Annotated in this window: 19 protein-coding genes and 4 pseudogenes; 15 read left to right on the top strand and 8 right to left on the bottom strand. The window is 70.7% G+C overall.

The window, feature by feature from the left end:
* The first annotated feature begins 1,037 nt into the window (after positions 1–1,037).
* On the top strand, positions 1,038–1,286 hold the full coding sequence (locus AC6F7H_RS32890; protein WP_500761591.1) for a hypothetical protein: 249 nt from the start codon (positions 1,038–1,040) through the stop codon (positions 1,284–1,286).
* 683 nt (positions 1,287–1,969) lie between these two features.
* Here AC6F7H_RS32890 and AC6F7H_RS32885 read toward each other — a convergent pair.
* Entirely contained in the window at positions 1,970–3,400 is a 1,431-nt protein-coding gene (locus AC6F7H_RS32885; protein WP_500761589.1) for a hypothetical protein, read from the bottom strand.
* A 636-nt stretch (positions 3,401–4,036) separates the two neighbouring features.
* Here AC6F7H_RS32885 and AC6F7H_RS32880 point away from each other — a divergent pair.
* From AC6F7H_RS32880 to AC6F7H_RS32870, 3 genes are all read left to right on the top strand, one after another.
* Positions 4,037–4,588, top strand: coding sequence for a SigE family RNA polymerase sigma factor (locus tag AC6F7H_RS32880; RefSeq protein WP_500761587.1), 552 nt, complete (start codon positions 4,037–4,039; stop codon positions 4,586–4,588).
* Complete coding sequence (locus AC6F7H_RS32875; RefSeq protein WP_500761585.1) at positions 4,585–5,370, top strand: hypothetical protein; 786 nt, start codon at positions 4,585–4,587, stop codon at positions 5,368–5,370. Before AC6F7H_RS32880 ends, AC6F7H_RS32875 begins: the two co-directional genes overlap by 4 nt.
* A 796-nt stretch (positions 5,371–6,166) precedes the next feature.
* The gene (locus AC6F7H_RS32870) at positions 6,167–6,901 is read left to right on the top strand and encodes a hypothetical protein (RefSeq protein WP_500761584.1); all 735 of its coding nucleotides are present in this window, start codon (positions 6,167–6,169) and stop codon (positions 6,899–6,901) included.
* 109 nt (positions 6,902–7,010) lie between these two features.
* Here AC6F7H_RS32870 and AC6F7H_RS32865 read toward each other — a convergent pair.
* Positions 7,011–7,136 (bottom strand): annotated as a pseudogene (locus tag AC6F7H_RS32865) (IS5/IS1182 family transposase); the annotation flags it as partial.
* A gap of 952 nt (positions 7,137–8,088) precedes the next feature.
* Here AC6F7H_RS32865 and AC6F7H_RS32860 point away from each other — a divergent pair.
* From AC6F7H_RS32860 to AC6F7H_RS32850, 3 genes are all read left to right on the top strand, one after another.
* On the top strand, positions 8,089–8,643 hold the full coding sequence (locus AC6F7H_RS32860) for an RNA polymerase sigma factor (RefSeq protein ID WP_500761582.1): 555 nt from the start codon (positions 8,089–8,091) through the stop codon (positions 8,641–8,643).
* Positions 8,643–9,794, top strand: a complete 1,152-nt coding sequence (locus AC6F7H_RS32855) for a CU044_5270 family protein (protein WP_500761580.1) — start codon at positions 8,643–8,645, stop codon at positions 9,792–9,794. Before AC6F7H_RS32860 ends, AC6F7H_RS32855 begins: the two co-directional genes overlap by 1 nt.
* A 675-nt stretch (positions 9,795–10,469) precedes the next feature.
* The gene (locus tag AC6F7H_RS32850) at positions 10,470–10,718 is read left to right on the top strand and encodes a hypothetical protein (protein WP_500761578.1); all 249 of its coding nucleotides are present in this window, start codon (positions 10,470–10,472) and stop codon (positions 10,716–10,718) included.
* 18 nt (positions 10,719–10,736) lie between these two features.
* Here AC6F7H_RS32850 and tpg (AC6F7H_RS32845) read toward each other — a convergent pair.
* Both tpg (AC6F7H_RS32845) and AC6F7H_RS32840 read right to left on the bottom strand, forming a co-directional pair.
* Positions 10,737–10,961, bottom strand: a pseudogene (gene tpg / locus AC6F7H_RS32845) (telomere-protecting terminal protein Tpg); the annotation flags it as partial.
* 128 nt (positions 10,962–11,089) lie between these two features.
* Positions 11,090–11,848 carry an IS6 family transposase gene (locus AC6F7H_RS32840; protein WP_500761576.1) on the bottom strand — a complete coding sequence of 253 codons (759 nt, stop codon included), beginning with the start codon at positions 11,846–11,848 and terminating at the stop codon, positions 11,090–11,092.
* A gap of 205 nt (positions 11,849–12,053) precedes the next feature.
* On the opposite strand from AC6F7H_RS32840, the gene AC6F7H_RS32835 reads away from it, so the two are divergent.
* Together AC6F7H_RS32835 and AC6F7H_RS32830 are read left to right on the top strand one after the other, a co-directional pair.
* Positions 12,054–13,193: a hypothetical protein gene (locus AC6F7H_RS32835; protein ID WP_500761574.1), complete on the top strand. Its 1,140-nt coding sequence runs from the start codon at positions 12,054–12,056 to the stop codon at positions 13,191–13,193.
* A 265-nt stretch (positions 13,194–13,458) separates the two neighbouring features.
* A pseudogene (locus AC6F7H_RS32830) lies at positions 13,459–13,844 on the top strand (transposase); the annotation flags it as partial.
* A 67-nt stretch (positions 13,845–13,911) separates the two neighbouring features.
* On the opposite strand, the gene AC6F7H_RS32825 reads toward AC6F7H_RS32830, so the two are convergent.
* The gene (locus AC6F7H_RS32825) at positions 13,912–14,580 is read right to left on the bottom strand and encodes an IS6 family transposase (protein ID WP_500762184.1); all 669 of its coding nucleotides are present in this window, start codon (positions 14,578–14,580) and stop codon (positions 13,912–13,914) included.
* Here AC6F7H_RS32825 and AC6F7H_RS32820 point away from each other — a divergent pair.
* Both AC6F7H_RS32820 and tpg (AC6F7H_RS32815) read left to right on the top strand, forming a co-directional pair.
* A complete protein-coding gene (locus tag AC6F7H_RS32820; protein WP_500761572.1) occupies positions 14,579–14,926 on the top strand; it encodes a Helicase associated domain protein in 348 nt (115 codons plus the stop codon). The two genes, AC6F7H_RS32825 and AC6F7H_RS32820, sit on opposite strands and share 2 nt — an antisense overlap.
* A 158-nt stretch (positions 14,927–15,084) precedes the next feature.
* Positions 15,085–15,675 (top strand): telomere-protecting terminal protein Tpg, encoded by a 591-nt coding sequence (gene tpg / locus AC6F7H_RS32815; RefSeq protein WP_500761570.1) that lies wholly within the window; start codon positions 15,085–15,087, stop codon positions 15,673–15,675.
* A gap of 149 nt (positions 15,676–15,824) precedes the next feature.
* On the opposite strand, the gene AC6F7H_RS32810 is transcribed toward tpg (AC6F7H_RS32815), so the two are convergent.
* Positions 15,825–16,436 (bottom strand): DUF6000 family protein, encoded by a 612-nt coding sequence (locus AC6F7H_RS32810; RefSeq protein ID WP_500762183.1) that lies wholly within the window; start codon positions 16,434–16,436, stop codon positions 15,825–15,827.
* Between the two features lie 635 nt (positions 16,437–17,071).
* Here AC6F7H_RS32810 and AC6F7H_RS32805 point away from each other — a divergent pair.
* The 4 genes and pseudogenes from AC6F7H_RS32805 to AC6F7H_RS32790 all read left to right on the top strand — a co-directional run.
* The gene (locus AC6F7H_RS32805) at positions 17,072–17,236 is read left to right on the top strand and encodes a hypothetical protein (protein ID WP_500761568.1); all 165 of its coding nucleotides are present in this window, start codon (positions 17,072–17,074) and stop codon (positions 17,234–17,236) included.
* 80 nt (positions 17,237–17,316) lie between these two features.
* Complete coding sequence (locus tag AC6F7H_RS32800; protein ID WP_500761566.1) at positions 17,317–19,164, top strand: ABC transporter ATP-binding protein; 1,848 nt, start codon at positions 17,317–17,319, stop codon at positions 19,162–19,164.
* Entirely contained in the window at positions 19,161–20,078 is a 918-nt protein-coding gene (locus tag AC6F7H_RS32795; protein WP_500761564.1) for a serine/threonine-protein kinase, read from the top strand. Before AC6F7H_RS32800 ends, AC6F7H_RS32795 begins: the two co-directional genes overlap by 4 nt.
* 1,353 nt (positions 20,079–21,431) lie before the next feature.
* A pseudogene (locus AC6F7H_RS32790) lies at positions 21,432–21,563 on the top strand (hypothetical protein); the annotation flags it as partial.
* Positions 21,564–21,722: 159 nt separating this feature from the next.
* On the opposite strand, the gene AC6F7H_RS32785 reads toward AC6F7H_RS32790, so the two are convergent.
* Positions 21,723–22,163 carry a DDE-type integrase/transposase/recombinase gene (locus AC6F7H_RS32785; RefSeq protein WP_500762181.1) on the bottom strand — a complete coding sequence of 147 codons (441 nt, stop codon included), beginning with the start codon at positions 22,161–22,163 and terminating at the stop codon, positions 21,723–21,725.
* A gap of 841 nt (positions 22,164–23,004) precedes the next feature.
* On the bottom strand, positions 23,005–23,658 hold the full coding sequence (locus AC6F7H_RS32780; protein WP_500761562.1) for a hypothetical protein: 654 nt from the start codon (positions 23,656–23,658) through the stop codon (positions 23,005–23,007).
* Positions 23,659–24,174 lie beyond the last annotated feature (516 nt).

The following is a 24,174-nucleotide window of genomic DNA, read 5'->3' as shown; positions in this document are numbered from 1 at the left end:
TATTGCTAAGGTTAATAGGGAAACACGATAGAATCCGAACAGCACCTCGCGGAGCGGGTGCCACATCGCTGCGCGATGTGCAAGCGAACCCCCGTGCTGCGCACGGGGGTTGCGCTCCCGCTCCGCGGGAGCGCTGGCGGGTGGCTGCGCCACCCGCACAACCCCGATGCTGCGCATCGGGGTTGACGCTCCGTCCGCTGCGCTCCCGGAGCGGACGGACTTCGTCCCGCTCAGGCTTCCGCTGCGCTCCAGCCTGGGGGCGGGTCCGCTGCGCTCCCCCGCCTGGCGGTCCTTCCGGCTGCGCCTCCAGGACCGTTGGGGCCCGCTTCGCGGGCCGGGCTGGCTGCGAGAGTGGGGGTTGCTCGTTCGTTTCGGGTGCTGGTGTAGTGGGTGCATCGGATTGATGCACTATGTATTGTTGGCGGAAACACGGGACACCCTACAACCACCTGATGCGGGCCCAGGTGCCCGCGCCTTTCGGAAAAGGGAAAACGCATGTGGAGTGCTCAGGACGTGGCGCGGGATCAGGTCCGGCGTCAGGCGAATGGCCTGGACGTCGCCGCCGTTGCGGAAAAGGTCGCAGAGGCCGCTGTCCGTGAGCGGGAGACCGCAGAGCAGTTGAGGGGAAACGGTTCCTTCTACGCGTTCGAGATGGACCGGGAGCGGTTGGCTGCCATCTGGTGGGCCCAGCACGCCGAGTGGCGGCGCGTCAGGGACTTGATGACCGCAGTCGGCTGGAGCGTGTACGAGCCGGAACAGGACGCTCAGGGCTCGGTGTGGGCACGCGAGCGTGAGGAACGGCTTACTGATGCTCTTGCGGCACAGACCGGCTTCGGGGCGCGGGGGGAGGAAGCGGATGAGCTGCGGGCGGAGACACGCCCAAGTTACCCGCCGATAACCGCCGTAGCCGACTCATCCCGTTCTGCCCGGTGGTCATGCCGTCCGGTGTCGACAAGGGCTGGCCGGTGCCACCCGTCGAGCCCGACCAGTGATATAGAAGCGTTCTCGCCAGCCGGAAACCGAGGGGAACCGAACACATGAGCATCGGCTACCACGTCTGCTTTGAAGACCTCCTGGGCCTACGCGACCTCCACTGCACCACGAGCGACCCAGAGGAACTCATCGCCTGCGCCACCGACCCCGCCCCCGACGACACCGTCTCCGTCTACAAAAAACGGCCGATCGACGACACCGACCCCTTCGAGGGGTTGCACATCGCCCCCGAGCAAATCATTGAGACCCTGACCTGGGCCGAGTTCACCGCTCACCACGGAAAAACCACCTGAGCAAGATCGCCGTCCGCCGCACCGAGAGCGTCCCGGCCGACCCCGACCGCCACCTGTCCCCGGCCGCCGTCGCGACCCTCGCCGCCTCCCGACCGAAGCCCACCTCCCGCGCCTACCACGCCGATCGGGAGGCCGTTCACCGCCGGGTGCGCCGGGCGCGGCCGCGACCTCTCGGCTTCATGTCAGCGAACCAGCCGGGGATCCATCGCCTCATGACAGTGCAATCCGGTGCCGGTGCCACCCCGGTGCCAGCGGCGGGCCGTCACATGCCCCACCGTGACCAGCGGGAAAGACGGCGGAAGCAGCCGTTGGCGGCTGCCGACCACTTCACTGACACCAACCCGACACATCGCAATCCCGAAGGGCACCGACAACACGCTGGGTGCGGGCCCTACTCGCCTGCCGTGAGGCTTCGGGAGGCGCCGGCGGCACGGGCCAAGGTGGCAGCGAGACCGGCAGTGGCGTCCAGGGGGACCTGCTCTTGAGGGGGAGATCCTTTCTGCCCGGTCCCGTCAGGGGCCGGGCAGAAAGGATCTCTTATGGTGAGGAAGGCCTACTCGCCCGGGTTCAAGGCGGCGCGGTCGCACTGTACCTGGCGGACCCGAGCCACACCCTCGAGGGCATCGGCAAGGATCTGGGGACCATCCGGGAGGACCGGTCGGGCCCACCGTGTCCGGAGTCCGTCAGCGGCGTGGGTGGAAGACGAACCGCCGTCCGGGGCCGTCCGCGGGCAACGTGAACCCTCCGACCTCCGGCAGCAACAGGAACGGGATCTCGGTGGCCTCGGGCAGCACCTGGATCTTCCCGGTGTCGAGCGGAACCGCGACGGGCACGTTCCCGGACGCCGCGTCGCCGTTCCGGTAGCCGTAGGCGATGCCGTCGTCGCCGACGGACACCAGGTGGACGCCCTGGTCGTCGTCGCTCATTCCGCCCGACCGGTCGTCGTGCTCGGCGAGGCAGTGCGCCTTGTCCTGCTCGAAGTCCAGAGCGAGGGTGCCCGCGACGGCGTAGCGGCCGTTCGGTGACAGGGCGGGCTGGAAGGGGACGTTCTGCGGCCCGGCCCCCGTGTCGCACACCGTGGACATCTCCAGTTTCCCGGACTTCAGGTCGTGGACGGCCATCACCGGTGTCGCGCCCCAGCCCGCCGTGCCCGTGGTCGGACTCCAGGAGGAGACGACGTGGTCACCGAGGATCTGCCACACACGGCCGTCGTCCTCAGGCTTGTGCTCGCGGGTGCCCGGTGGGATGGCGTCACGCGACAGCCAGGCCCCGCCGACACCGAAGCTGCCTATGCTGCGCTCGACCAGTGGGCCGTCGGGGGAGAGCCCGGCCACCTTGCCCCGGCAGCTGTCCCACCCCTTGTTCTCGCAGATGGGGGGAAGTTCCACCTGGTCGTCCTCGTACGTCTGGACACGGTTGTCCGAGATGTCGATCGTCGCGGAGTCCTTGCTGCTCGACCACGGAGGGGTCCAGCGGACCACGACCCCGTTCCCGCCGTCGTGGACCACCAGGCCCCTGTCGGCGTCCGCCGGGACGGTGACGGCGGGGGCGGGGGCGACCTCCTTCCCGGAGGAGTCGGCCGGGTAGAAGACGAGGGAGAACGCACCTGGCTTCTCGTCGGAGGCATCCTCACCGGGGGCGGTCTCGTTCTTGCCGTACGCCCAGAGAGCGATGTACTCCCGGCCGTCCTCGTCCACGACGAGGAGCTGCGGGGCCGACTGGGGCGTCGCGTCGGCCTTCCCACTGTCCGTCGGGGCCGGCGGCTGCCACTCCCGGCTGCTCCACCGGAGCTTGCCGGTGGCCGCGTCGCGGGCCTCGACGACGTAGCCCTGGCCCTTGCGCTGCAGGAAGGCGACGATGCCGGCCTTGGGCGCGGCCCCCACCGGCGGGCGGGAGGCCACCTCCGAGTTCTCCTTCGGCAGCCAGTCGAGGGACGCGTGCCAGCCCTTGGAGGTGTCGAAGCCCTCCGGTGCCTTCACCGACGGCTTCGGGGATGCGGAAACCTCCGGTGCGGAACCGTCCGAGCCGCTCTCCCCCGCCGTACCACCGCTGCCACAGGCCACCAACAGCCCGGCCGCCACCGTAGTGGCGACCGCCCATCTCACGGTCTTCATCGTGCCCCCAATTTTTCGGCCGCGGGAAGCGGACGGACCGCTACACACCCGCACGCACAAGATCGTCAAAAAGCCAGAGAGTACAGCAGGCTTTTGAAGTGGATGTCACAACCACGTATCAGGGGGGGCGAAGAGACGATCGTGTGACCCATGGTGCACGCGGCTTCAGCCCGGGCGCCGGTGGGGCGTCCGGTGCGATCTCTCGGCTTCACCTCAGCAGACCACCGGAGGATCCATCGCCTCATGACAGGGAAATCCGATGCCCATGTCATCGACGGACCGTCACACGCCCCACGGTGACCAGCGGGAAGACAACCGACGGTGACTGCCGGCCACCGACACCGACACGAAGCCGACACATCGCACCACACGGAACACAACCCGCCCCGGAAGAATGCCCGAGCCTGGGGCACCGGGGCCGACACCCCTGCAGGCACGAGCGCCGCCGGCCCCTCGTGCCCAACCCGCCGCCGAACGCTACCCTCACGCACCTGTCACGGACCGTAGCGGCGAGGCGCCAGTAGACCCCCTTGACCGGACGCCGGTGAATTCCCGCGAAAGGTTTCCGGTGCCCCGTGACATCCTTCCGGCCGGTTCGCTCCGTCGGTGTGGTCAGAGGCGAAAGGAGGGCATGTGTTGCGTACCGGGGATCTGGAGGATTTCCGTGGTTTCGCCGAGGAGCGGTTGCCGCATCTGCGGCGCACCGCATACCTGATGTGCGGGGATTGGCACCACGCCGAGGACATCACGCAGACGGCGTTGACCAAGCTCTACTCCGTGTGGGGGCGGCGGCGAGGGATACAGAACCTGGAGGCGTACGCCCACCGCGTGCTGACCCGGGCCTGCATCGACCACACACGGCGGCGCTGGCGGCGGGAGCACCCCGCCCGGGAGCTTCCCGACCGTGCCGAGCCCGCCGCGGACCTGGCACTCGAACTCCAGGTCCGCGCGGCGCTGGATGGCCTGCCGGCGCGTCAGCGTGCCGTGGTGGTCCTGCGCTACTGGGCCGACCTGGACATCGCTGCGACGGCCGCGGCCATGGGCTGCTCCGTCGGCACCGTCAAGAGCCACACCGCGCGGGCGCTGACCCGTCTGCGGGCCCTCCTGGGCGACGACCCCAGTCCTGACGCACTCGGGACGCTCGCCCGGTCCACCCACCACACCCGAGAGAAGGTCACTCTGTCATGAGCAACCAGGACGTCAGGGATCTGCTGGAGGCCGGGATCGGTGACGAACCACCGGTACGGACCACCGTGGACGCGGTGGTCGCGGCCGGACGGCGCGTCAGGACCCGGCGGCGTCTCGCGCTCACCGGCGCAGGCGTCACCTCCGCGGCGGCGGCTATCGTACTGGCCGTGGTCGCACCCGGTGCCGGTCCGGAAGCGAGTGTGTCCGCCGCCGACCCGCTCGTCGGCCCGCTGGTGCCGGCCGGTGTCGGTACCGACGAGACTCGCCCGCTGAGGCCCGACAGCTTCGGTCCGGGGATCGAGCACACGGTGCGCTGGAGCGGCAAGCGGCTTGCCGACAATCTCGTCGCGCTGCTCCCCGAGGGCCGGGCGACCACTCAGGACGGTGACATCAAGGGCCGGACCTTCCGCGTGACCTGGGACAACGGTGACGGCGAGGTCACGTTCACCGGGAGCGTGGGGTACACGGCGAAGGAGTCCCACGTGCCGTTCTGCGCGAAGATTGCGGTGCCGAAGATCACGCCCCGGCCCGGTATGCCGGCACCGGAGGACGTCATGCCGAGGGAGGACTGTGAGAAGGTCGAACTCTCCGACGGCGCACGGGCGGAATCGGTAACACTGCGGTTCCCCGTCGACGGCAGTGAGTCCCAGTACGTACGGGTGGAACGCACGGACGGCCGGACCGTGGCCCTCCAGCAGTGGACGGACCAGCCGACGAAGCAGCCGCCGCTGGACGCCGACGCGCTGCTGGACATCGCGAACAGCCCGTCCTGGCGGTTCTGACCGGCATCGTCACATCCACCGGCCCCGGTGATATCGGGGCCGGCGCGATCGTTGTGGCACGTCGCCGTACACGGTCCGGCCGGTGGCCGAGCGGTCGAGGAACGCCACTGACACGGAGTCGTGCACGCCACGGCCCCCGGCCGGCCGGGGGCGCCAGGCAGAAGTTCCCCAAGGTCAGGATCATGCTCCTGGAAACCAGGAGGACCTGACCGCCTTCGCCGGCTTCCTCGACTGGGCCCCGCGGTCCTCACGGTCCGCCTACCAGGCCAGCGCACGCTCGCCTGGACCGTGACGGGGTTGTCACGTCATGCGGCCGTGAATTCGAGACTCCCTGACGGATGGACGATCGAGGTGTGCGTGCTCAATCTGGGGACCGAATTGCTGTCCCGCTCTCTCTCGACCGGCTGGTAGTCGTTGGGGAAGTCGACTGCAGCGGACTCACTCGGCCTCACCGAGACTCACTCAATCTCACCGAGCTTGAGCCGGCCGTCCCGGGACGACGCGAGGAGCCCACGCCGGCGCTCACCGGCATCGAACCCCTCGCCGAGTACCGCAGTCACCGGGCCCGGGCGTCCCTTCATCGGCCGGACTCGCTGCTGAGCACCGGCCCTTGCGGCGGGGCGTTCTCTTCTTCCGTCGACGACACAGACCGAGGGCCCCGGGCGCGCGTCCCGGTGCCTGCTCACCCCCGTGTTCCAGCCATCGTGTGTTCCAAAACGGCCACGGAACCAGGGGCAGGGTGCTGACGTCACAGATGATGCTTGTGATCAACAAGAGCCGACAGCGGGGACGAAGCGTGACCAAGAATCAGTGGATTACCAGTGGGGGCGGAGCGGCCACGCTCATTGGCGGAGCGGCCACGATCATTGCCGCGTTGATCACTTCCGGGGTGATGCTCCTGGAAGAATCCGATGGCGGCGGCACCCAGAACCACTGCAGCACTGGCGCCGACTGCGCCGGCCGCGACCACAACGAGGCCGGCCAGGGCCAGGCCACGGAACCGCCTGCAAGTTCCCCTTCATCACCGTCTGCCGCATCGGCTGAGTCTGCAGCGCCTACGACCTACTCCCTGGTTTACGAGCACAAGCCCCTCGGCCTCTCACTGCCGAGCTGCAGCGGAAGCTGGTATGCCGACTTCGAAGAGCGAACCTCCAAGTTCTACTCCGACGATGACATCAGGGACATGAAGGCGCAGGCCGCCAACAACGGTCAGCAAGTGCCGCTCGACTTCTCCTACACAAACTGCGCGTGGGGCACCTTCGGTAGCGCCAACCCCTGGGGAATCGTTTCCTCGGAGCCGACAGGCCCGGAGGACTGCGCCGATTCCGCGCAAAGCGCCGGGATGGACTCCATCAGCCTGGCACCGAGCGAGAACCAGGGTCAGGTGAAGCCGGGCACGCTGATCTGCACAGTTACCGACGCGGGGGTGGCGCTCCTCCAAGTGAAGAGCTTTGGGCCAGATGCAGGTTCAGGCGCGATGCACTCCCCCGAGCGTGTGGTGCTCGACGTGACCCTCTGGAAGAAGAGCTGACGGACCCCGGCGAGGAGGCCCGGGTCGCTGAGTCTTTGCCGGTAATGGACCGGGACGCTGAGCGATCGTTCGGATGGTCCTGGCGGATTCGAGGTGGAGCAGGACAAGGGATGCGGCTGGGGTCGGGGCTGATCCCGCGCAGGGAGTCGGCGCGCTCGCAGACGCCGTGGATGCCGCGGACCACCTTGTGGTATGTCTGCTGGGCCTCGGCCGGTTCGCCTCCGGCGGGGCGCTGTCACGTTGTTGAGTGTGTGCGTGCCTGACGGAGTGCCGGGGGGACTCCGTCAGGGGTGGTCAAGGAGATCTGCCGCCGCCACGCACCGCTACGCCACTGCCATCCGCGACTTCCCGTGCGGAACACACGGGCGCCAGGAGGGCCGGCGGTGAGGGCATCTGCCAAGGCACCGCACAAGGCGCCCGGCACGGCGCTCCCAGGGCGCCCCGCAAGGTGTTTCGCAGGGCGCCTCACCGATTCGGTCCTGACCGGAAAACCCGCACCTCACAAGCTTGCTCAAGGGAGGCCGGGCACGCCGACCACTTCCCTGGCAGACCCCGCCACGGCGGCTTGCCCTACAACTTGCCCTCCAGCTTGCTCCACAGCTTGCCTCTCAACTTGCCTCAGCCGACCGGGCCGAACGGGCGAAACCGCAGATCAGACCAGGTGGTCAAGGGGTGCCGGGCGCGCCGACTACTTCCCCACAGCGCCCTTTGCGGCAGTCCGCCTCGAGGAACCGCCGGCCTTCGGCACCCGCCGCCTGGTCCCGGTCGCCGTCGGCGTCTTGGACAACGCCCCTTGTACGGCGCGGTCCAGGCCGTCTCCGGCGATGCCCATGGGTGTTTCCGACAGGGTGAAGCGGAGCCACTCGGGCAACGAGATCGGGAGCCACCGTGCTCCGTCCGTGGAGACGATGGACCGCTTCACAAGTCCATGATCGGCAGCGAGTTTGAGAGCCACTCCTATCGGGTGAGCCTCGGAACGCCGGGGCACGCGGAGGCGGGCCGACCCGCGGGAACGCGAGCGCGTGGTCGTCGGCCGGGTCGAGACCGCCCATGTCCCCCGCACGCCCCCCTGCGGTGCGGACCCTTCCGGAGGCCTGCCACGGAATTTTTCGGATCATGCTGTAACGATCGGGCCGCACGCACCACTTCCCGGTGACAGATGAACCTGGAGGACGGAGGTGCACGGCGTGTCCGATGATGCGGCACGTTTCACCGCGATGTACGACACCTGCCGACAACGCGTCTGGGCGTACGCGGTCAGCCGCGCGGGGCGGCAGGTGGCGGACGAGGTGGTGAGCGAGACCTTCACCGTGGCCTGGCGCCGCATCGGCGACATACCCCAGCCGCCGCTGCCCTGGCTGCTCGGCGTGGCCCGCAACATCCTGCGCGAGGCCGGACGCGCCGAGGACAGGCGCGCCTCGCTCGCCGCCGAGCTGCGGGACTGGACGGACACGGTCGAGGGCGACATCGCCGACGACGTCGCCGACCGGATCGCGCTCCGCAGCGCCCTGGCGTCCCTGGGCGACGAGGACCGCGAGGTGCTGATCCTGGCCGCGTGGCAGGGGCTCACCCCCCGTGAGGCCGCCCGTGTCGTCGGCTGTACGGCCGCCACCCTGCGCGTGCGGCTCCACCGTGCGCGCCGCCGGCTCGCCAGGGCGGTGGCGGTGGCGGTACGGGACGAGGCGTCGCCGGTACGCCCCCGTGTCCAGCCCCGACTCAGCACGGCAGGAAAGGAAGTGTGATGAAGCACGACGAGCTGATGCGTCGGCTGACCGACGCCCGTCCCGGACACCTCGACCCCGGCAGGCCGGTCGACCCCGAGGTCCGGCAAACCGAGCTGCAGGGTGCCATGGCGCGGACCGGGGAGCCGCAGGCGGCGCCGGGGAAGCGGGGAAGGAGCCGCCTCGGCGTACGGTCGGCGTGGAGCGTGGCCCTGGCCGGTGCGGCGGTCGCGGCGGCAGCGGCCCTGGTCGTCACCGCCGCCGGGCCGCCCGGCGGCGGGCCGCGGCCCGAGGCGGGCGCGCCCGCCACCGCCTTTACCGAGTCCCGCGTCCTGCTCGCGGCCGCCTCCGCCGTCGAGAAGACGGAGGCGACCTCGGGTGCGTACTGGTACCAGGAGGAGCGCACGGGATGGCTGCTGAAAGTCCCGGGCAAGGACTACACGCTCGAGGTCCGGCGCGAGCTCAGGACATGGCTGACGAAGGGAACCGGCAAGCGCGACCGGCGGTGGACGCTGTACATCGACGCCGGGGCCCGGCCCGCCACCCCGGCCGACGAGGAGGCCTGGCGCGCCGACGGCTCGCCGAAGCGGTGGGACCTGCCGGGCCTGGACATCTTCACCTGGGACGGCGAGGGCGAGGTCGAGGGCGACGCCCCCGGGGGCAGGGTGGACTCGGGCTCGGGCGGGGCGGAGATCGGCCTGGCGGAACTGGAGTCGCTGCCCACCGACCCAGAGCGGCTGCGCGAGCGGCTGGAGCAGATCGTCGAGGAGCAGTACAACGGGCCGCCGCACATCCAGCAGATGCTGCTCGGCGAAACGGCCGAGAACCTCGCCGTCGAGCTGCCGGTGTCCCCGCAGCTGCGGGCCGCGGCCTACCGGGTGCGTGCCTCGCTGCCGGGCGTGCGGGACGTCGGTGAGGTCACCGACCGGTCCGGGCGCCCGGGGTACGCCGTGGAGCTCAAGAGCCTGCAGCCCGAAGCACAGACCAAGCGCCGCTTGATCTTCGACAGGGAGACCGGACTGCCGCTGTCGGCGGAGTCGTACGCGACCTCGGCCGACAGCGGACACCGGCCCGGAGAGCTTGCCGGCTACACCACCTACACGGCGATGAGGTGGACCGACCAGGACCCGCCGTTCGACAAGGACTTCATGGCCGACGAGCCGGAGATCTAAGAACGTGGAGACCGACGTCAAGCCCGCCGACCAGCACTGACCGCACGCCGTGCCCGCCCGCGCGGGCGGGCACGGCGTGCGGTGCCGCAGCGCGCGCGGGGCTACGGCATGACGGCGAAGTTCCGCAGAATGCCGTCCGCGAGGTCCGGGTCGCCCTCGGCCTTCACCCGGTCCGCGACCGCGGCGGCTTCACCCGTCCGCAGGCCGGCCGTACGCACGTTTCCCAGCCCAGCGTCAGCGTTACCTCGGACTCCATCGACAGGCTGCCGTTGATCGGGCCCTTGCCGTCCGCGTCCCCCAGACCGTCCTGAAAACACCACCGGACCGGTCGCACTGAGGACGACGGCCATATTCGGGAGCGCGCTCGCGTCCTTGGTTTCCCTGACCCGACCGTGACCAACCCGTACAGAGTGACCCGCCAACCAGCCCAACCCACCCATTACGCCGAAAGCGGCAGGTCACACACCATCACACAGGGTGGCTCCCCATCTCATTGCCGAAGCAGCGGCTCCCGAACACACCGTCCCACCGGCTCCACTTCGCCCTGTCGAAAGCACCCGGTGCTCGCCAGAGTTCACCGCCTCGCACGCGCGCGACACGCGTCCACCGTGGGCCGGGCCGGAGCAGCCGACCGAGCGGTGAGGAAGGAGTTCCGGCGGCGGGGAGAATCGGGCGATGACCGACCGCCGCCGCCCGCTGGGCACCGGACCCGTTCTTGCCGAGCCGCCTCGCGCGGAAGACAGCCCGCCCCCGGCCCCGCGCGCCCAACTCGCCGCCGAACGCCTGCCCGCCGCCCCGGCCGCCGCCGGCGACTCGATGCCCGCGCGCCCGGTCACCGGGCGCCGCGCCCTGGGCGCCGGCCCCGGCGGTGATCCGCAGCCACCCACAGCCGAATGCGCAGCTGCGCAGCCTCCCCCGGTCTGACGGCGCGACCCGGCTCTGCAGGTCGAACTGCAGGTGCTCGACGTCGGTGAACTGCACCTCCAGGCCGTGGGCGCAGCAGCCGCCGTCGCGGAAGTACACCTCGCCGAGGCCTTCGGCGGCGATGTCGCGCAGCTGCTGTTCGCCGGCGCCGACGTCGTGGGCGTCGAAGAGGCGGGCCGCGTGGTGCGGGGGCAGGGCGAGGGTGAGGTGGCGGATGCGGGCGTCGTCGGTGGTGCCGGGCGCGCGGCCGTCTCGCCGACGTGCTGTGGGCGGAGAGCGACAAGGGCGTGGCGGGGCGCTGTCACGTTGTTGAGGGTGTGAGCGCCTGACGGCGTGTCGGGTGTGGTGGGGCCGGGTTCCGGCTTTCGTTCTCAGGCCGTGGTGGGCCGGCCGGCGGCGCCGGTGATCTGGTCCCAGATGGTGAAGCGGATGGTCATCTCGGTGCGGTAGCCGGGGGCGGTCATCAGGTGGCGGCGGGGCCGGAAGTGCGGTGAGATGCCGCTGAACGCGGACAGGAACCGTTGGGCCCCACCGGTACTGCGGAAGCCTTTCCTGGCGCGTTCGCGCTGCCTCGTCGGCTGGTGGCTGTTCTCTGCCCGGTTGTTGAGGCCCTTGTGGGAACGGTGTTCCACGAAGGGCATGACCTCGCGGTGGGCCGCGCCGTAGGAGCGGAGCTCGCCGGTGACGATCACCCGCGGCACCGTGCGGGTCTTCTGCAGCAGGCGGCGGAAGAAGCGCCGGGCCGCGGCCTTGTCCCGGCGGCTCTGCAGGAGGATGTCGAGCACGGTGCCGTCGGCGTCGACGGCCCGCCACCGGTACGTCCGCTCTCCGTTGATCTTGATGAAGACCTCGTCCAGGTGCCACGTGTCCCCGGGCCGTGGCCGACGGCGGCGCAGGCCGTTGGCGTAGGCCTGGCCGAACTTGGCGGACCAGCGGCGGATGGTCTCGCGGGAGACGATGACGCCGCGCTCGAGCAGCAGCTCCCCGGCCTCCCGGAACGACAGCGGGAAGCGGAAGTACAGCCATACCGCGTGTGCGATCACCTCCACCGGGTGCCGGTGGCCCTGGTACGACGGCGACGCGGACGACACGAACGGCCCCCTCCCCGGCACGACCAACTCCAAGATCATCCCAGGCCGATCAGCCAACGTGACAACGCCGTGGGGTGCAAGCCTTGGGAGTCGAGCGCGCGTCCGACAGGTCCAGCGTGAGCGGCCACTCCCTCAACGCTCCGCCCTGTTTTACGCCGACCGCTCGTCGAACGCTGCGCCAAATGGCCTCTCCTGCAGCTCACTTCGGTTGCCCGATTGGGCAGTGCAACCTTGTGAGCTGGTTGTGAGTCTTCTGATCGATCACTTTCGTGATCGGACCCACGAGGAGACCATCATCAGCGCCATACGCAAGACCCTCACCGCTACCGCCATCGTCGGTGCCGTACTCGCGGGCTCCGCTGCCTGCGGAACGGCAGAGCAGCTTTCCGCCGGCCAGAAGCTGGACCAGGCCTTTGAGCAGCTCGGCAAGAAGAAGACGCTCTCCTTCGAGCTCGACCTGGACACCGACATCACGTCCCTGAAGGCGCTGGACGCCAAGTCCGACCCCGCCTCCGGCGACGAGATCCCGGATGAGGCCGCCGAGTTGATGAGCCACGGGACAATCACGGTTACCGTGCAGTCGAAGAAGCCGCTCGACGAGTCCGGCGAAAAGGATCTCGTCGGCATGGCCATGAAGATCAGCAATCCGGAGGGCGATCTCGCGGAGTACCGGATGATCGGCGACTACATCTACGTCCGTGCCGACGTCGACACCATCGGCAAGATGATGGGCAGCCCTGTACCGGCCGCTGAAGACCTGCCTCCGAAGGCTCAGTCCTTCAAGAACGTCCTTGAGGGCAAGTGGGTGAAGTTCAACGCCAAGAAGATGGAGGAGGCCGCCGCCGAGAGCCAGGAGGACCAGGGCGGTCCCGCGCCCGCCCCGTCCCTCGACGCCAAGACACAGAAGAAGCTCGTGGAAGCCCTCCGGACGGTCGTCGCCCGTGAGGTGAGCTTCAAGACGGCCGACGGAGAGAACGGCACCGAGCACGTCACCGCCACGGCTCCCTTCCGCACGCTGATCATCGAGCTTCTCGACGAGATCCGCCCGCTGACGAAGGACCTGCCGCCGGGCATGGAGCTGCCGACGGACAAGGACCTCAAGGACGCGCCCGACACCAAGGTGACGGCGGACTTCACGCTGAAGAACGACGAGCTGACCGAGGTGAATGTGGACCTCGCCGCATTGGCCGAGGACACCAAGGTCAAGAAGCTCGGCCTGACTGTGCGGATGAGCGACGGCACCAAGCCCACCGCTCCGGCCGGTGCCACCGAGCTGGATCTGCAGGAACTCATGGAGGGCTTCTTCGCCGGCCCGGCAATGGACGACGCCGAGTGGGACGAAAGCGACTACGCCGACCCGGACTTCCCAGAGGACGAGTTCTGATCGCACCGAGCACTGACGGGGCCGGACGCCGCACTCGCATAGTGAGTGACCGCACGGGTGCTTTCTGTCCGTCCCGTGGCTCCTGGGTTCCGTACCCTTGCGGCATGCGCATGCGCCCCGCCCTGAGCTGGGTCCCTGCCGAGGAGCTGCCTCCTGGCACCACGGAGCTGGCGCCCACGCCCCCGCGTCCGGCCGGACGCCGTACCTGGGCGCCGGCCCCTGCCCCTTCCCTCCCCGCGTTCCGGGCGCCTCGGCAGCCGGGTTCCTGCGGCTGCCGAAGACACGCACCTGGTCCCGTCGCGGTCGCTCACCGCGGGTGGGGGTGTCGGGGAAGGCTCGGGCAGGATCTCGCCGGCCGCGCTGGTGTGTGCCCGCCCTGGACGGCGTACCCAACTGATCCACCGGATGCTGGTGCACCATGCCGGCCACCGCGGGGAGAAGAAGGGGTTCCGGGAGACCGACTTCGCCGCCTTGCTCGATGCCGCCCGCCAGCAGCCGGGCGGGAAGATTGTGCTCGTGTGGGACAACACCACCCAGCACAAAGACGCGCAGATGCGCCAGTTGCTGGCCAAGTGGGAGAAGTGGTTGACGGTCTTCCGTCTCCCTGCCTACATAACGGAGTTGAACCCGGCCGAGGGCGTATGGGGGCACTGTCACGTTGTCGAGGGTGTTGGCGCTTGGCGGGGTGTCGGGGCGGGGCCGGGTTCCGGCTCCGCACTCAGGCCGTGGCGGGCAGGTCGGCGGTGCCGGTGACCTGCTCCCAGATCGCGAAGCGGACGGTCGTCTCGGCTCTGTGGTCGTGTGCGGTCATCAGGTGGCGGCGGGGCCGGAAGTGGGGTGGGATGCCGCTGAACGCGGACAGGAACCGCTGGGCCCCGCCTACGGAGCGGAAGCCCTTCAGGGCGCGCTCGCGCTGCCTCGTCGGCTGGTGGCTGTTCTCGGCCCGGTTGTTAAGGTACTTCGACTGCCGGTGCTCGACGGAAGGTATCACCGCGCGGTGGGCGACCCCGTAACTGCGGAGCTTGTCCGTGACCACCACCCGCGGCACCGAGCGGGTCTTCTTGAGGAGCTTGCGGAAGAAACGCCGGGCCGCGGCCTTGTCGCGTCTGTTCTGCACGAGGATGTCCAGCACGTTGCCGTGCTGGTCCACCGCGCGCCACAGGTACGTCAGCTCTCCGTTGATCCTGACGAAGACCTCGTCCAGATGCCACGTGTCCCCGGGCCGCGGCCGACGGCGGCGCGGTCCGTTCGCATAGGCCTGGCCGAACTTCGCACACCAGCGGCGGACCGTCTCACAGGAGACGACGACACCGCGCTCGAGCATCAGCTCCCCGGCCTCGCGGAAGCTGGGCGGGAAGCGGTGGTACAACCACACACAGTGGGCAATGACCTCGACCGGGTACCGGTGCCCCTGTACGACGGCGGCGCGGACGACACGAGTGAACCCCTTCCCGGCACGATCGACTCCAAGATCATCCCAGGCCGGTCAGCCAACGGGACAACGCCCTCGGGCGGCGTTCCAGCGGGGCCTGGCAGTCCTGGCGCAGTGGGTCGAACGGGAAGGTCAACGGCCGGTGCCACGCGGCCGCAGTGAACGGATCGCGGTCGGCGGCGAGACGGAGCCGGTGGTCGTCAAGCTGGGCGTATGGATGTCCAACGCCAAATCAAGACGGGACGAACTCACCCCCGACCCGCGGGACGCGCTGAGAGAGTCGGGCGTGGAGTGGGCATAGCCACCCCGTCTCCGACGCTGCGGGCTCTCGTAGCCGACGCCGGCTGGTGCTGTCTCGCGAATGCCGTAACCGGCGGTCACGGGTGGGCAGCGTGGGAGGACTGGCGCTATGGGCCGCGGGATGCCGGCCCTGTCGGCCGGCCGCTCGGGGAGACGGACGTGGGGCAGATCGCGCAGGGGCTGGAGCACGCGTTGCGCACCCGGCCCGTTGCCTCAAGCACCGGGGCCCGTCTGCGGTTTCTGCCGGCGATGCACCAGGGTTCCACCCGGAGGGTGGCCGCCGTGCTGGGCGTTTCACAGCGCACCGTGCAGCGGTGGGTGACACAGAAGCCCGGAGCGCGGCGCCCGCCGAGCCCGCTGCAGGTGGGGGCGATCGAGAAAGCCGTCCTGGCCCGCCGGCAGCCCCGGATACGGGCCCGCCGGCGTGCCCGGGCCGAAGCGGAGGGCTTCGTCTTCCACACCCGGGCGCGGTTCGGGTTCGCTGCTGCGGCCGGGTCCTCGGATGATCCGCGGGTGCGGTGGATCACCCAGTACCTGCCGGGAGAGGTCGCCCGGGAGCTGTTCGCCGCCCGGGACGCCGGCGCGGGCGAGCAGCAGCTGGTGATCCCGGCCCGCGCGCTGGGGCACGCCTCTTCCCGTGACGGGGCCGCCGCGCCCACGGCCTGCACATCGCCTTCAGCGATCTCGAGTTCGCCGACTTCTCGATCGGATGACTTCCCTTTCCGCCCGGGAATCGGCAAGGCGCGTTGAGTCGAGGCGCGACAGTTGTTGCATGAGCAGGGTGGTGGTCCCCCGGTGGGGGCCGGCCGGGCGCGTGTCTCGGGCTCTGGCCGGGCGTCCGGGTGCGTGGGCACCTCCACGACCGCCAGCGCGCGGGACCGCCGCTAGGTGTGCTGCTGTCATATCGTTTCGGCGCAGTCGTCGACGATGGCGCAGAGTCGGCGGATCAGGCTCAGGCAGGTGGCGGGGTCCGCGGTGCGCTGCATGTGGGGTGCATCCTGGAGCCATTGTTGCCATAGGCCGCCCGAGCCCAGGAAGCGTGCGGCTTGGTCGCCTCCGAGGTTCAGGTCGATGAACACGAGAGCGCCCATGGCCACGGTCTGGTCGTGTGCGAGGTCGGGGCGACGGAGATAGCGGTCAAGGTAGGCGGCGAGCAGATCGGCGTCGCGCGGTGTGCCGAAACTGGCCAGGGTCACGCAGTGGGCCAGCCCAGCACAACAGACCTCGCTGGCCGGCAGGAGCTCCCCGAGACGCTCACGGAACTCGGTCTGGCGGGAGACGGCCACGAGCCACGCGGCGGTCCTCCGCTCCCGCCGACCGCCCTCGAGGAGGGTGGCGATCTCTTGCGCGGTGATGAGTCCCGCGTCTTCGCGAAGGTCTCGCACGAGCCGGTCGTACTGCGGAGTTCGCATGCGCAGCAGGCTGCCGCTGAGCTTCGGACAGCGGCGCCCGGGCGTGACACAGCGGCGAACCAGGGCCGGCAGTTCGGCATCCTCGTGGGCATGGCGCATCACAGGTCCGATCCTGGCTCGCTGGTGCGCGACGCGGCCGGCCTTTTTGGCATTGTGCCGCTCGCCCATCGGGAAAGGGGGGGCAAAGTGCGGGGCACGCGCCTGCTGCCTGGCGGTCTTTTGCTGGACCACGCGTTATCACACCCGTCGGCGGTGCTCGGCGAACGGACAGCGGGCACCGATCGCCTACGGGCAGCAGTCAGCCGCCCTGGCGCTTGCCGCACAACGGCACGAACGGGTGTCCCCTCCTCGGGGGCAAGGCCCAGAAACCGACGGCACCGTCCTGTCCACCAAACTCACCGCATGGCCTCGAAGACGAGATCACCAAGTGGCCGTCGCCGCACCGCTCCAGCGGACGTGCTCTCTGCCGTCCCTGCTCCGCCGTCCTCGTGCGACTGGCTGTGTGCGGAGGATGCGGCACCGTCTCGGACGTGCGCCCGGCCATCGGGCTCTGCCCACCTTGCGAGTCCCGGGCCCGCCTGGTGTGGTGCACCGTGGGGCTCGTGGCGCGGCTGGGCTGAACGGTGGCGAGGTTTCGGCCGATACGCAACCGTTTTCAACTTATTGCCCCAAAACGCCATCCAAGTCCCGCCCTGAGACGTATCCCCTGTGTAGCGAGTTTCAGGAGGAGCGCCATGGCTATCTTCAGCAATCTGATGCCTGCCCATCGCCGGGACCGCAACGACGACACGTCGCGCCGCGACGACTTCTCGGGGCACGACCACGAGCGCGGCCACGGGCGCGACCACGACCGCGGCGACCGCGGCGACCGCCACGGGCACGGCCACGGCTACCGGTGACCACACCACGGAGGCTGAGCGGACCGTAGACCAAAAGGTCCTGGTCCGCTCCGTCCGTCCCTCCACGAGGAACGCATGCCATGGTGCATGTCCTGCGGCGTCTGCTGTCGGCGGGTGAGGCTTCCGATGTGGTGGCGGCCGCGCCCCCGGTGTCTTTGCGCGGGGTGTTCGGGCGGTTCTGGCCCTACACCCGCGGCGGTCGGCGCTGGTTCGCTCCCGTCGTCCTTTTCAGCCTGATCGGCCCGGCCCTCGACGCCACGGAGATCTGGCTCTTCAAGATCGTGGTGGACGATGTGCTCGTTCCCCGCGACGTCGGGCCGCTCCTGTGGATCGCACCGACCTATCTGGGGCTCGTCATCGGCTCCGGCATTCTGGGGTTCGCCGACGACGTGACGTCCACGTGGGTCAGCGAACGCTTCCTGCTGGCGCTTCGCTCCGATGTGTTCCGGCACGTCCAGGGCCTGTCGCTCGGATTCTTCGAACGCCGGCGGCTCGGGGACGTATTGTCGCGTGTGACGGGCGATGTCGACACGGTCGAGACGTTCCTGCTCTCGGGAGTGGCGGACGCCCTCTACTATGTGATCCGCCTGGGGGTCTTCCTCGGTCTGCTGTTCTATCTGCAGTGGGATCTGACCTTCCTCGCCCTCGTCATCGTGCCGCTGTTCTGGGGCGCCGCCCGGCACTTCTCGCGGCTGATCAAGGAGGCGTCCCGGGAGCGCAGGCGCCGCAGCGGTTCGATCAGCGCGATCGCCGAGGAGTCGCTGGGCAACGTCGCCCTGGTGCAGGCGTACAACCGGCAGAGGTGGGAAGAGCGCCGGTTCGAGCGTGAGAACGTCGGCAGGTTCCGGGCCACGATGGCCTCGGCGCGGATCCGCGCCCTCTACGGATCCGTCGTCGAGGTCATCGAGGTGTCCGGCGTCCTCGCGGTCATGGGCCTGGGCACCTGGAAGCTGGCCCAGGGGCAGCTCACGCTGGGCGGACTGCTGGTCTTCCTGGCGCTGATCGGCAACCTCTACAGTCCGGTCCGCGGTCTGTCCCACCTCGGCACCACCTTCTACGCGGCGTCCGCCTCGGCCGAACGGATCATCGAGTTGCTGGAGCAGCGGCCGCAGGTCGTCGAGGCCGCCGGCGCCCGCCGGACCGGCCGTGCGCGGGGTGACGTGGAGTTCGACGGCGTCTCCTTCCGCTATCCCGGTACGCCGTCCTGGGCGCTGTCGGACGTGTCGTTCCACGTGGCAGCCGGAGAGACGCTGGCGCTGGTCGGGGCCAGCGGGGCCGGCAAGTCGACGGTCGCGAAGCTGCAGCTGCGCTTCTACGACCCCGACCGGGGCGCGGTCCGCCTCGACGGGACGGACCTGCGGGACCTGCGCCTGTCCGACCTGCGGGAGAGCGTCGCGGTGGTCCTGCAGGAGACGCTCGTCTTCCACGGCACCGTGCGGGACAACATCGCCTACGGCCGGCCGGAGGCGACGGAGGCGGACATCCTCGCGGCGGCGCGCGCCGCGGACGCGCACGAGTTCATCGAGCTGCTCCCGGAGGGCTACGACACGATGGTCGGCCAGCGCGGCCAGACGCTCTCCGGCGGGCAGCGCCAGCGCCTGGCGATCGCCCGCGCGATGATCAGGGACGCGTCCGTGCTCCTCCTCGACGAACCGACCACCGGCCTCGATGCGCGGTCCGGTCGGCGGATCATGGACCCGCTGCGCCGGCTCATGGCCGGGCGGACGACCGTCGTCATCTCCCACAACCTGCTGACCGTCCAAGACGCCACGCGCATCGTGGTTCTCGACCGGGGCAGGATCGTCGAGTGCGGCGCCCACGACGACCTGCTCGAGCGCGGCGGGACGTATGCCCGGCTGCACCGGCTGAACGCCCTGGCCGGTGCCGCCCCGGCCGGGTCCCCGGCCCCCGGGACGGTGCTGTTGTGAGTGTCCCGGCGGTGCGGGCCGCCCCGCCCCTGGCACCCGGCACGCGACCGGTCCCGGGCTACGAGGTCCTGGCGCATCTGGCGCGCACCGGCTGGCTCGACGTCTACGACGTCTGGAGCAAGGAACGGGACTGCCGCTGTGTGCTCAAGGCCGTGCGCCCCGACCGCCGGGACCAGGAGCAGCTGCGCGACCGGCTGCTGCGTGAGGGGCGGTGGCTGGCGGCCTTCACCCATCCGCACCTGGTCCGTGCGTACGAGACGTTCGAGTCGCCGGTGCCGCTCGTCGTGCTGGAGACGCTGACCGGCGAAACGCTGTCCCACCTCGTCCACCGGTTGCGGCGCCGGCCGTCCGCCGCCGACGTGGCGCTTCTCGGGGTACAGCTGTGTTCCGCGATCCACTACCTCCACGGTCAGGGTCTGCTGCACCTGGACCTCAAGCCGTCGAACGTGGTGGTGGACTGCGGTCACGCCAAGGTGCTGGACCTGAGCATCGCGCGGCCGCCCGGGCCCGCGCCCGCGGGGGTGGGCACGTTCTGCTACCTCGCGCCCGAGCAGGCCCGCGGCGGGCCGCTGTCGGCAGCCGCGGACGTGTGGGGCATCGGCATCACGTTGTACGAGACCGCCGCCGGGGACGTGCCGTTCGGCCGCGGGGATTTCCGCGAGGTTTCTTTCCGCGGGGGGAAAGGGGACGAGCCCTGCGACGGCAGCGTCACCGGCGGCCGGGACGAGTGGTCTCCGCAGCTGGAGAAGACCGCCCCGCCGATCGGCTCGCGGCGGCGTCTGCCCGGGGGGCTCGCGGCGGCCATCGACGGCTGCCTGCGGACCGATCCGCCGTCCCGGCCCTCGGTCGCCGAACTGGCCGCCGCACTCGAGGCGACGCTGCCCGGCCCGGGGCGCCGCACCGTCCTTTCCTGAGGCCGTGACGGGGCGCACAGACCACGCGCGACGGCGAGAGGGAGCCGGTGGCCGTCAAGCCGGGTGTACGGGGATCGGACACGGCACCGAGGCGGAGCGAACTCGCCCAGGAGCAGCGCGTCGCGCTGCGGAAGCCGGGCGTGCAGTGGGCGTGGAGCCGGACGTGGAGGGGCCGGCCAGGACAGCACGCGGTTGGTCTCTTCGTCGCGTCCGGATCGGCACGACCGGTTGCCGGCCGCGCTGCAGCGGCCACGCGTAGGTGGCGGGGTTGTCCTTTCGGCCCGCCGTGGCGAGCAAACGCCCCGGGCTTTCACCGGGTCCGTGCGGCCGGTTCGGGTCCCGGCCTGTGCCAAGCGTCAGGACGGCTTGTTGACCGCCGTGCTCGTCGTCTCCTTGGAGTCGCCGCCGACCGGGGGCGTCGTCGAAGGCGCCCGGCTGCCCCCGGCTCACGATGGTCACCGTCCGGCCGTCCCGTCCCACGGACAGCAGGCAAACGTCCCGGCGCCGGAGGGCGCCTTGGTGCAGACCGTGCACCAAGGCGCCCTCCCCGACCGGCAGCGAGCCGTGGCCTCGGCCCTTTGCCCCGGTCTGCGGATGCTCCTGCCCGATCCGGTCCGCACAAAAACGGATCTCCTCGTTCGGCAGGGCGGCCGGCGCCCCGCCCCTGGCATCACAGCCCGCGACGAGGGTGGCCTGCACGGCGCCGGCGTCCGGGCCGGTGCAAAACACCCGGTGCCGGTAGTCGCAGGCCGGCACGTCCTCGCCCGGGCGGCAGGCGAGCTCCGCCGAAAAGCCGCCGGTGACCGGCCCGGCCCTCCAGCCGGACGACGCCTGCGGCGGCGGCTCGGACGCCGCGGGGAACACGGGCGGGGCGGCCTTCGCCGGGGCGCCGGCCTCGTCCGGCGCCCCGGCCTTGTGCGATGCCACAGCCTTGTGCGATGCCACAGCCTTGTGCGATGCGACGGCCTCCTCCGTCTCGAGCGGTGCCGCGCAGACGGCAGGAGCGGCGGCGAAGAGCGCGGCGGCCCGGGTGGGCCTGGGCGTGGATGTCCCTCGTGAGGAGTGCGGGGTGGGGTGCAGCGGTTGCGACGCGACGTACTCCGGCCGGCCGGCCGTCGCACGCCGAGGCCGCTGCACCGGTCGCCGCGACGGTCCAGACGGGTCCCTCCGGCGGCGACCGGGGCGGCACCAAGCGCATCAGCGGCCGCGGCAGGCCGGCGCAAGCCGCGCCGCCAAATCGGCCGGGGTGGAACCCGTCCAGCCCCCTGGCCTGCAGATACACGGGTGCCTGGGACACGGCCCCGGGGCGCCTGCTGTCGACCGGGGCGGGCCTGACGACTACGGGGGGCGACGGTGCCGGCACAGGACTGCGTGGCACAACGCGCGGCGCTGCTGCGGGAACTGAGGGAGCGTACGGGCCGCAGTCACGACTCGCCGGGCCGCCGTCTCAACAGGAACACGTCCCCGCTGCACCGCTGCTGCACCGGTGAGGCGGTCCCTGTCGGCTTCGCGCCCGTGGAGCGCTTCGCCGCGGGCGCACAGGCCGAGAGCGACGGGATGCCCGCTCCGGCCCCCGGTCGAGGAGCCAGGGACCACGGCGCACTCGCGGGATGTCGCGCCCTTCTCAAAACGCCGTCTTGCCAGTCACCGGCGGGCGGGGCCTCGTTCCTCTCCCGGCGCCCTGCCTTCGCCCGGTCCGGCACTCTGTTCTCCATCCACTGGCCAAAGGGGGGCATGTGGCGCCCGCAGTCCCGGCAGGAGGCCGGTGCCGCAGAGAGCGCCGTGCCGCCGCGGCAGGGCGCGTCCCGGCGCCGTGGGGCAATCGTCGGCGGGGCGGGAAGGTACGCAAAGTCGTCCTCGGGCTCGTGATCGCCCTTGCCGGTGGCCGGCCGAGGGCGTCATCCCCCGGTGGGCGACGCCGCAGGAGCACAGCCTGCCGGTGACCGGCGCCCGGGGCGCCCGGCACCGCTTCTTCACCGGCTTGGCCAGGAACCGCCTCGCGGCCGCCGCGTCGCGCCGGGACCGCACCAGGACGTCCAGCACGTTGCCGTCCTGGCCGGCAGCGCGCCACGGGCCGTACCGCACCCCGGCCGGCCTTCACGAAGACCTCGTCCGGGTGCCACGTGCCGCCGGCCCGCGGCCGGCGGCGCAGCCCGGCGGCGTACGGGGCCCGAACCGGGCGCGCCACTGCCGGACCGTCCCGTGGGAGACGAGCACGCCGCGGATGAGCAGCGGCTGCCCGGCCTTCCAAAAGGAGAGCGGGAAGCGGCGGTACCGCCCCACCGCGTGCGCGATGCTCTCCGCCGGGTGCTGAAAAGCCCTGGTACGGCGGTGTCGCGGCCTGCCTGCCGCCCCTCCCCCGACCCGGCAGGCCGCCGGCCCGAAGACCACCGTAGCGGCAGGCCCGCAGCCGGCCTGGCCATGCCCGCAGGGCCGCCCGTCGCCCCTGCGGGTGGCCGCCGGCCCTCCCCGGTCTCAGCCGGCCTGCACCGATTCATGCTCAGGGGACTTTGCCATCACCCTGCCGGCGCACCGCCACCCATGCCGGAACAGCGCTGCACCACGATTCCGCCTGCGCAGCCGCACGGACCACCCAGCAGCAAAAGCCAGCCACGCGGGGGCGCACAAAGCACTTGAAGGCATCGTGGACCGCGGGCGCCGGTCGGCAGGGGCACTGCGCACCACCGGGGAGACGCGGCCTTCACCAAGGACGGCCCCGGCGAACGTCCGGCGTCATGCCGGCAACCGGTCGACGCCGCCCGCCGGCGTGGTGGGGCTGGGCTGGCAGGGCGTCGTTGTCCGGTTTTATGATGGGGTGCCCGGTGGGTGTGTGAAAGCGGGTGTTCGGGGTGGGATGCTGCAGGGGGGACCCCGGCCCGATTCCAGCGGGCCGGGGTCTGTGTGCTGCGCCGGGGCGGCGGTCCGGTCAGCGTCCGCCGTTCCCGCCGTGTCCGCCGAATCCACCGCGTCCGCCGTTGCCGCCGAATCCGCCGTTGCCGCCGTATCCGCCGAAGTGGTGGACGACCCGGAAGCTGCCCACCACTCCGTTCTTGACGAAGACGCCGTCCTCGACGGGGCAGGGGAGCACGCCGTCGCTGGAGCTGTGCGGTCCGACGGTGGCGATGGGGGCGCCGTTGTCGCAGGTGACCCCGCGGAAGACCTCGACGGTCCGCCAGCTGTCGTTGCGGATGTTCAGGCTGCGGGAGCCCAGACCGCTCACGACGGTGATGCAGTCGCCCGGGGCGGCCGAGTAGGAACGCTCGTTGATGTGGATCCGGCCCTCGAAGTCCCGGTCTTCGAAACCCCGGCCCTCAAAGCCCCGGTCTTCAAAACCCCGGCCCTCAAAGCCCCGGTCTTCAAAACCCCGGCCCTCAAAACCCCGGCCCTCGAAGCCCCGGCCTTCGTTGCCCTTGCCGGATTCGCCGCCCAGGGGGGCCGCGGCCGGGGCGGCCGCCTGCTGGATTGCGGGGACGGCCTGCGCCGGCCCGTAGGCGGACGCCGAGGCATAGGTGATACCGGTGACGGCCAGGGACGCGGCGGCCGCGACGGCCGCGGTAACAACGTTGGGACGGGTCTTCATCACGCGCTTCTCCTGTCTCGGGAAATCGGCCGGCAGCCGACTCGTGATGAACGTACTGACCGATTCCCATATCTGCCATATCGAGAGATAAGGGGAAGTCAGCAGATTGACTCCAATCAGGTCATAGCGGGAGCCTTCATGGCGTGTCATAGTGCGCTGACGGGGAATCAGGTGGCTTTTCCTGTAGTGGATTTGATGCCCCGATACGCCGTCCGGGGGACTTTTCGCGTGTCTGCTCACCCGCGGCCGCGGCGTGTCGCTCGTTGACACATCGGGTGAAACCGTTCTTCGCGTGGTGCTGCCGGGCGGCGGGCGGGGCGCCCGGGCGCGCGGGCAGGCCGGTGACGTGCCGCCGTTCGCACCGAAACGTTCCCCTGGTCATGGGCACCGGGTGGTTACGGTGCCGGGGCGAGGTCCCGCGTCGTCAGTGCCCCGGCCCGAGCGGGGTGGCGTACCCGTGGACGGGGTGCCTGCGCAGACGGGGCGGCTGTACTCGGCCCCGGTGAAGCGGAAGAC

The sequence above is a fragment of the Streptomyces sp. MMS24-W38 genome, from assembly GCF_059889265.1.
The sequence above is the reverse complement of the archived record's forward strand: the minus strand, read 5'-3'. Positions and strand labels throughout refer to the sequence as shown.

Bases quoted from the DNA above. Each gene is read 5' to 3' on its own strand.
- AC6F7H_RS32850 (WP_500761578.1), top strand. From the start codon at position 10,470: ATGACCGACCGCCGCCGCCCGCTGGGCACCGGACCCGTTCTTGCCGAG.
- AC6F7H_RS32805 (WP_500761568.1), top strand. From the start codon at position 17,072: ATGGCTATCTTCAGCAATCTGATGCCTGCCCATCGCCGGGACCGCAAC.
- AC6F7H_RS32885 (WP_500761589.1), bottom strand. From the start codon at position 3,400: ATGAAGACCGTGAGATGGGCGGTCGCCACTACGGTGGCGGCCGGGCTG.
- AC6F7H_RS32875 (WP_500761585.1), top strand. From the start codon at position 4,585: ATGAGCAACCAGGACGTCAGGGATCTGCTGGAGGCCGGGATCGGTGAC.
- AC6F7H_RS32820 (WP_500761572.1), top strand. From the start codon at position 14,579: ATGACCTCGACCGGGTACCGGTGCCCCTGTACGACGGCGGCGCGGACG.
- AC6F7H_RS32810 (WP_500762183.1), bottom strand. From the start codon at position 16,436: ATGCGCCATGCCCACGAGGATGCCGAACTGCCGGCCCTGGTTCGCCGC.
- AC6F7H_RS32800 (WP_500761566.1), top strand. From the start codon at position 17,317: ATGGTGCATGTCCTGCGGCGTCTGCTGTCGGCGGGTGAGGCTTCCGAT.
- AC6F7H_RS32890 (WP_500761591.1), top strand. From the start codon at position 1,038: ATGAGCATCGGCTACCACGTCTGCTTTGAAGACCTCCTGGGCCTACGC.
- AC6F7H_RS32780 (WP_500761562.1), bottom strand. From the start codon at position 23,658: ATGAAGACCCGTCCCAACGTTGTTACCGCGGCCGTCGCGGCCGCCGCG.
- AC6F7H_RS32855 (WP_500761580.1), top strand. From the start codon at position 8,643: ATGAAGCACGACGAGCTGATGCGTCGGCTGACCGACGCCCGTCCCGGA.
- AC6F7H_RS32840 (WP_500761576.1), bottom strand. From the start codon at position 11,848: ATGATCTTGGAGTTGGTCGTGCCGGGGAGGGGGCCGTTCGTGTCGTCC.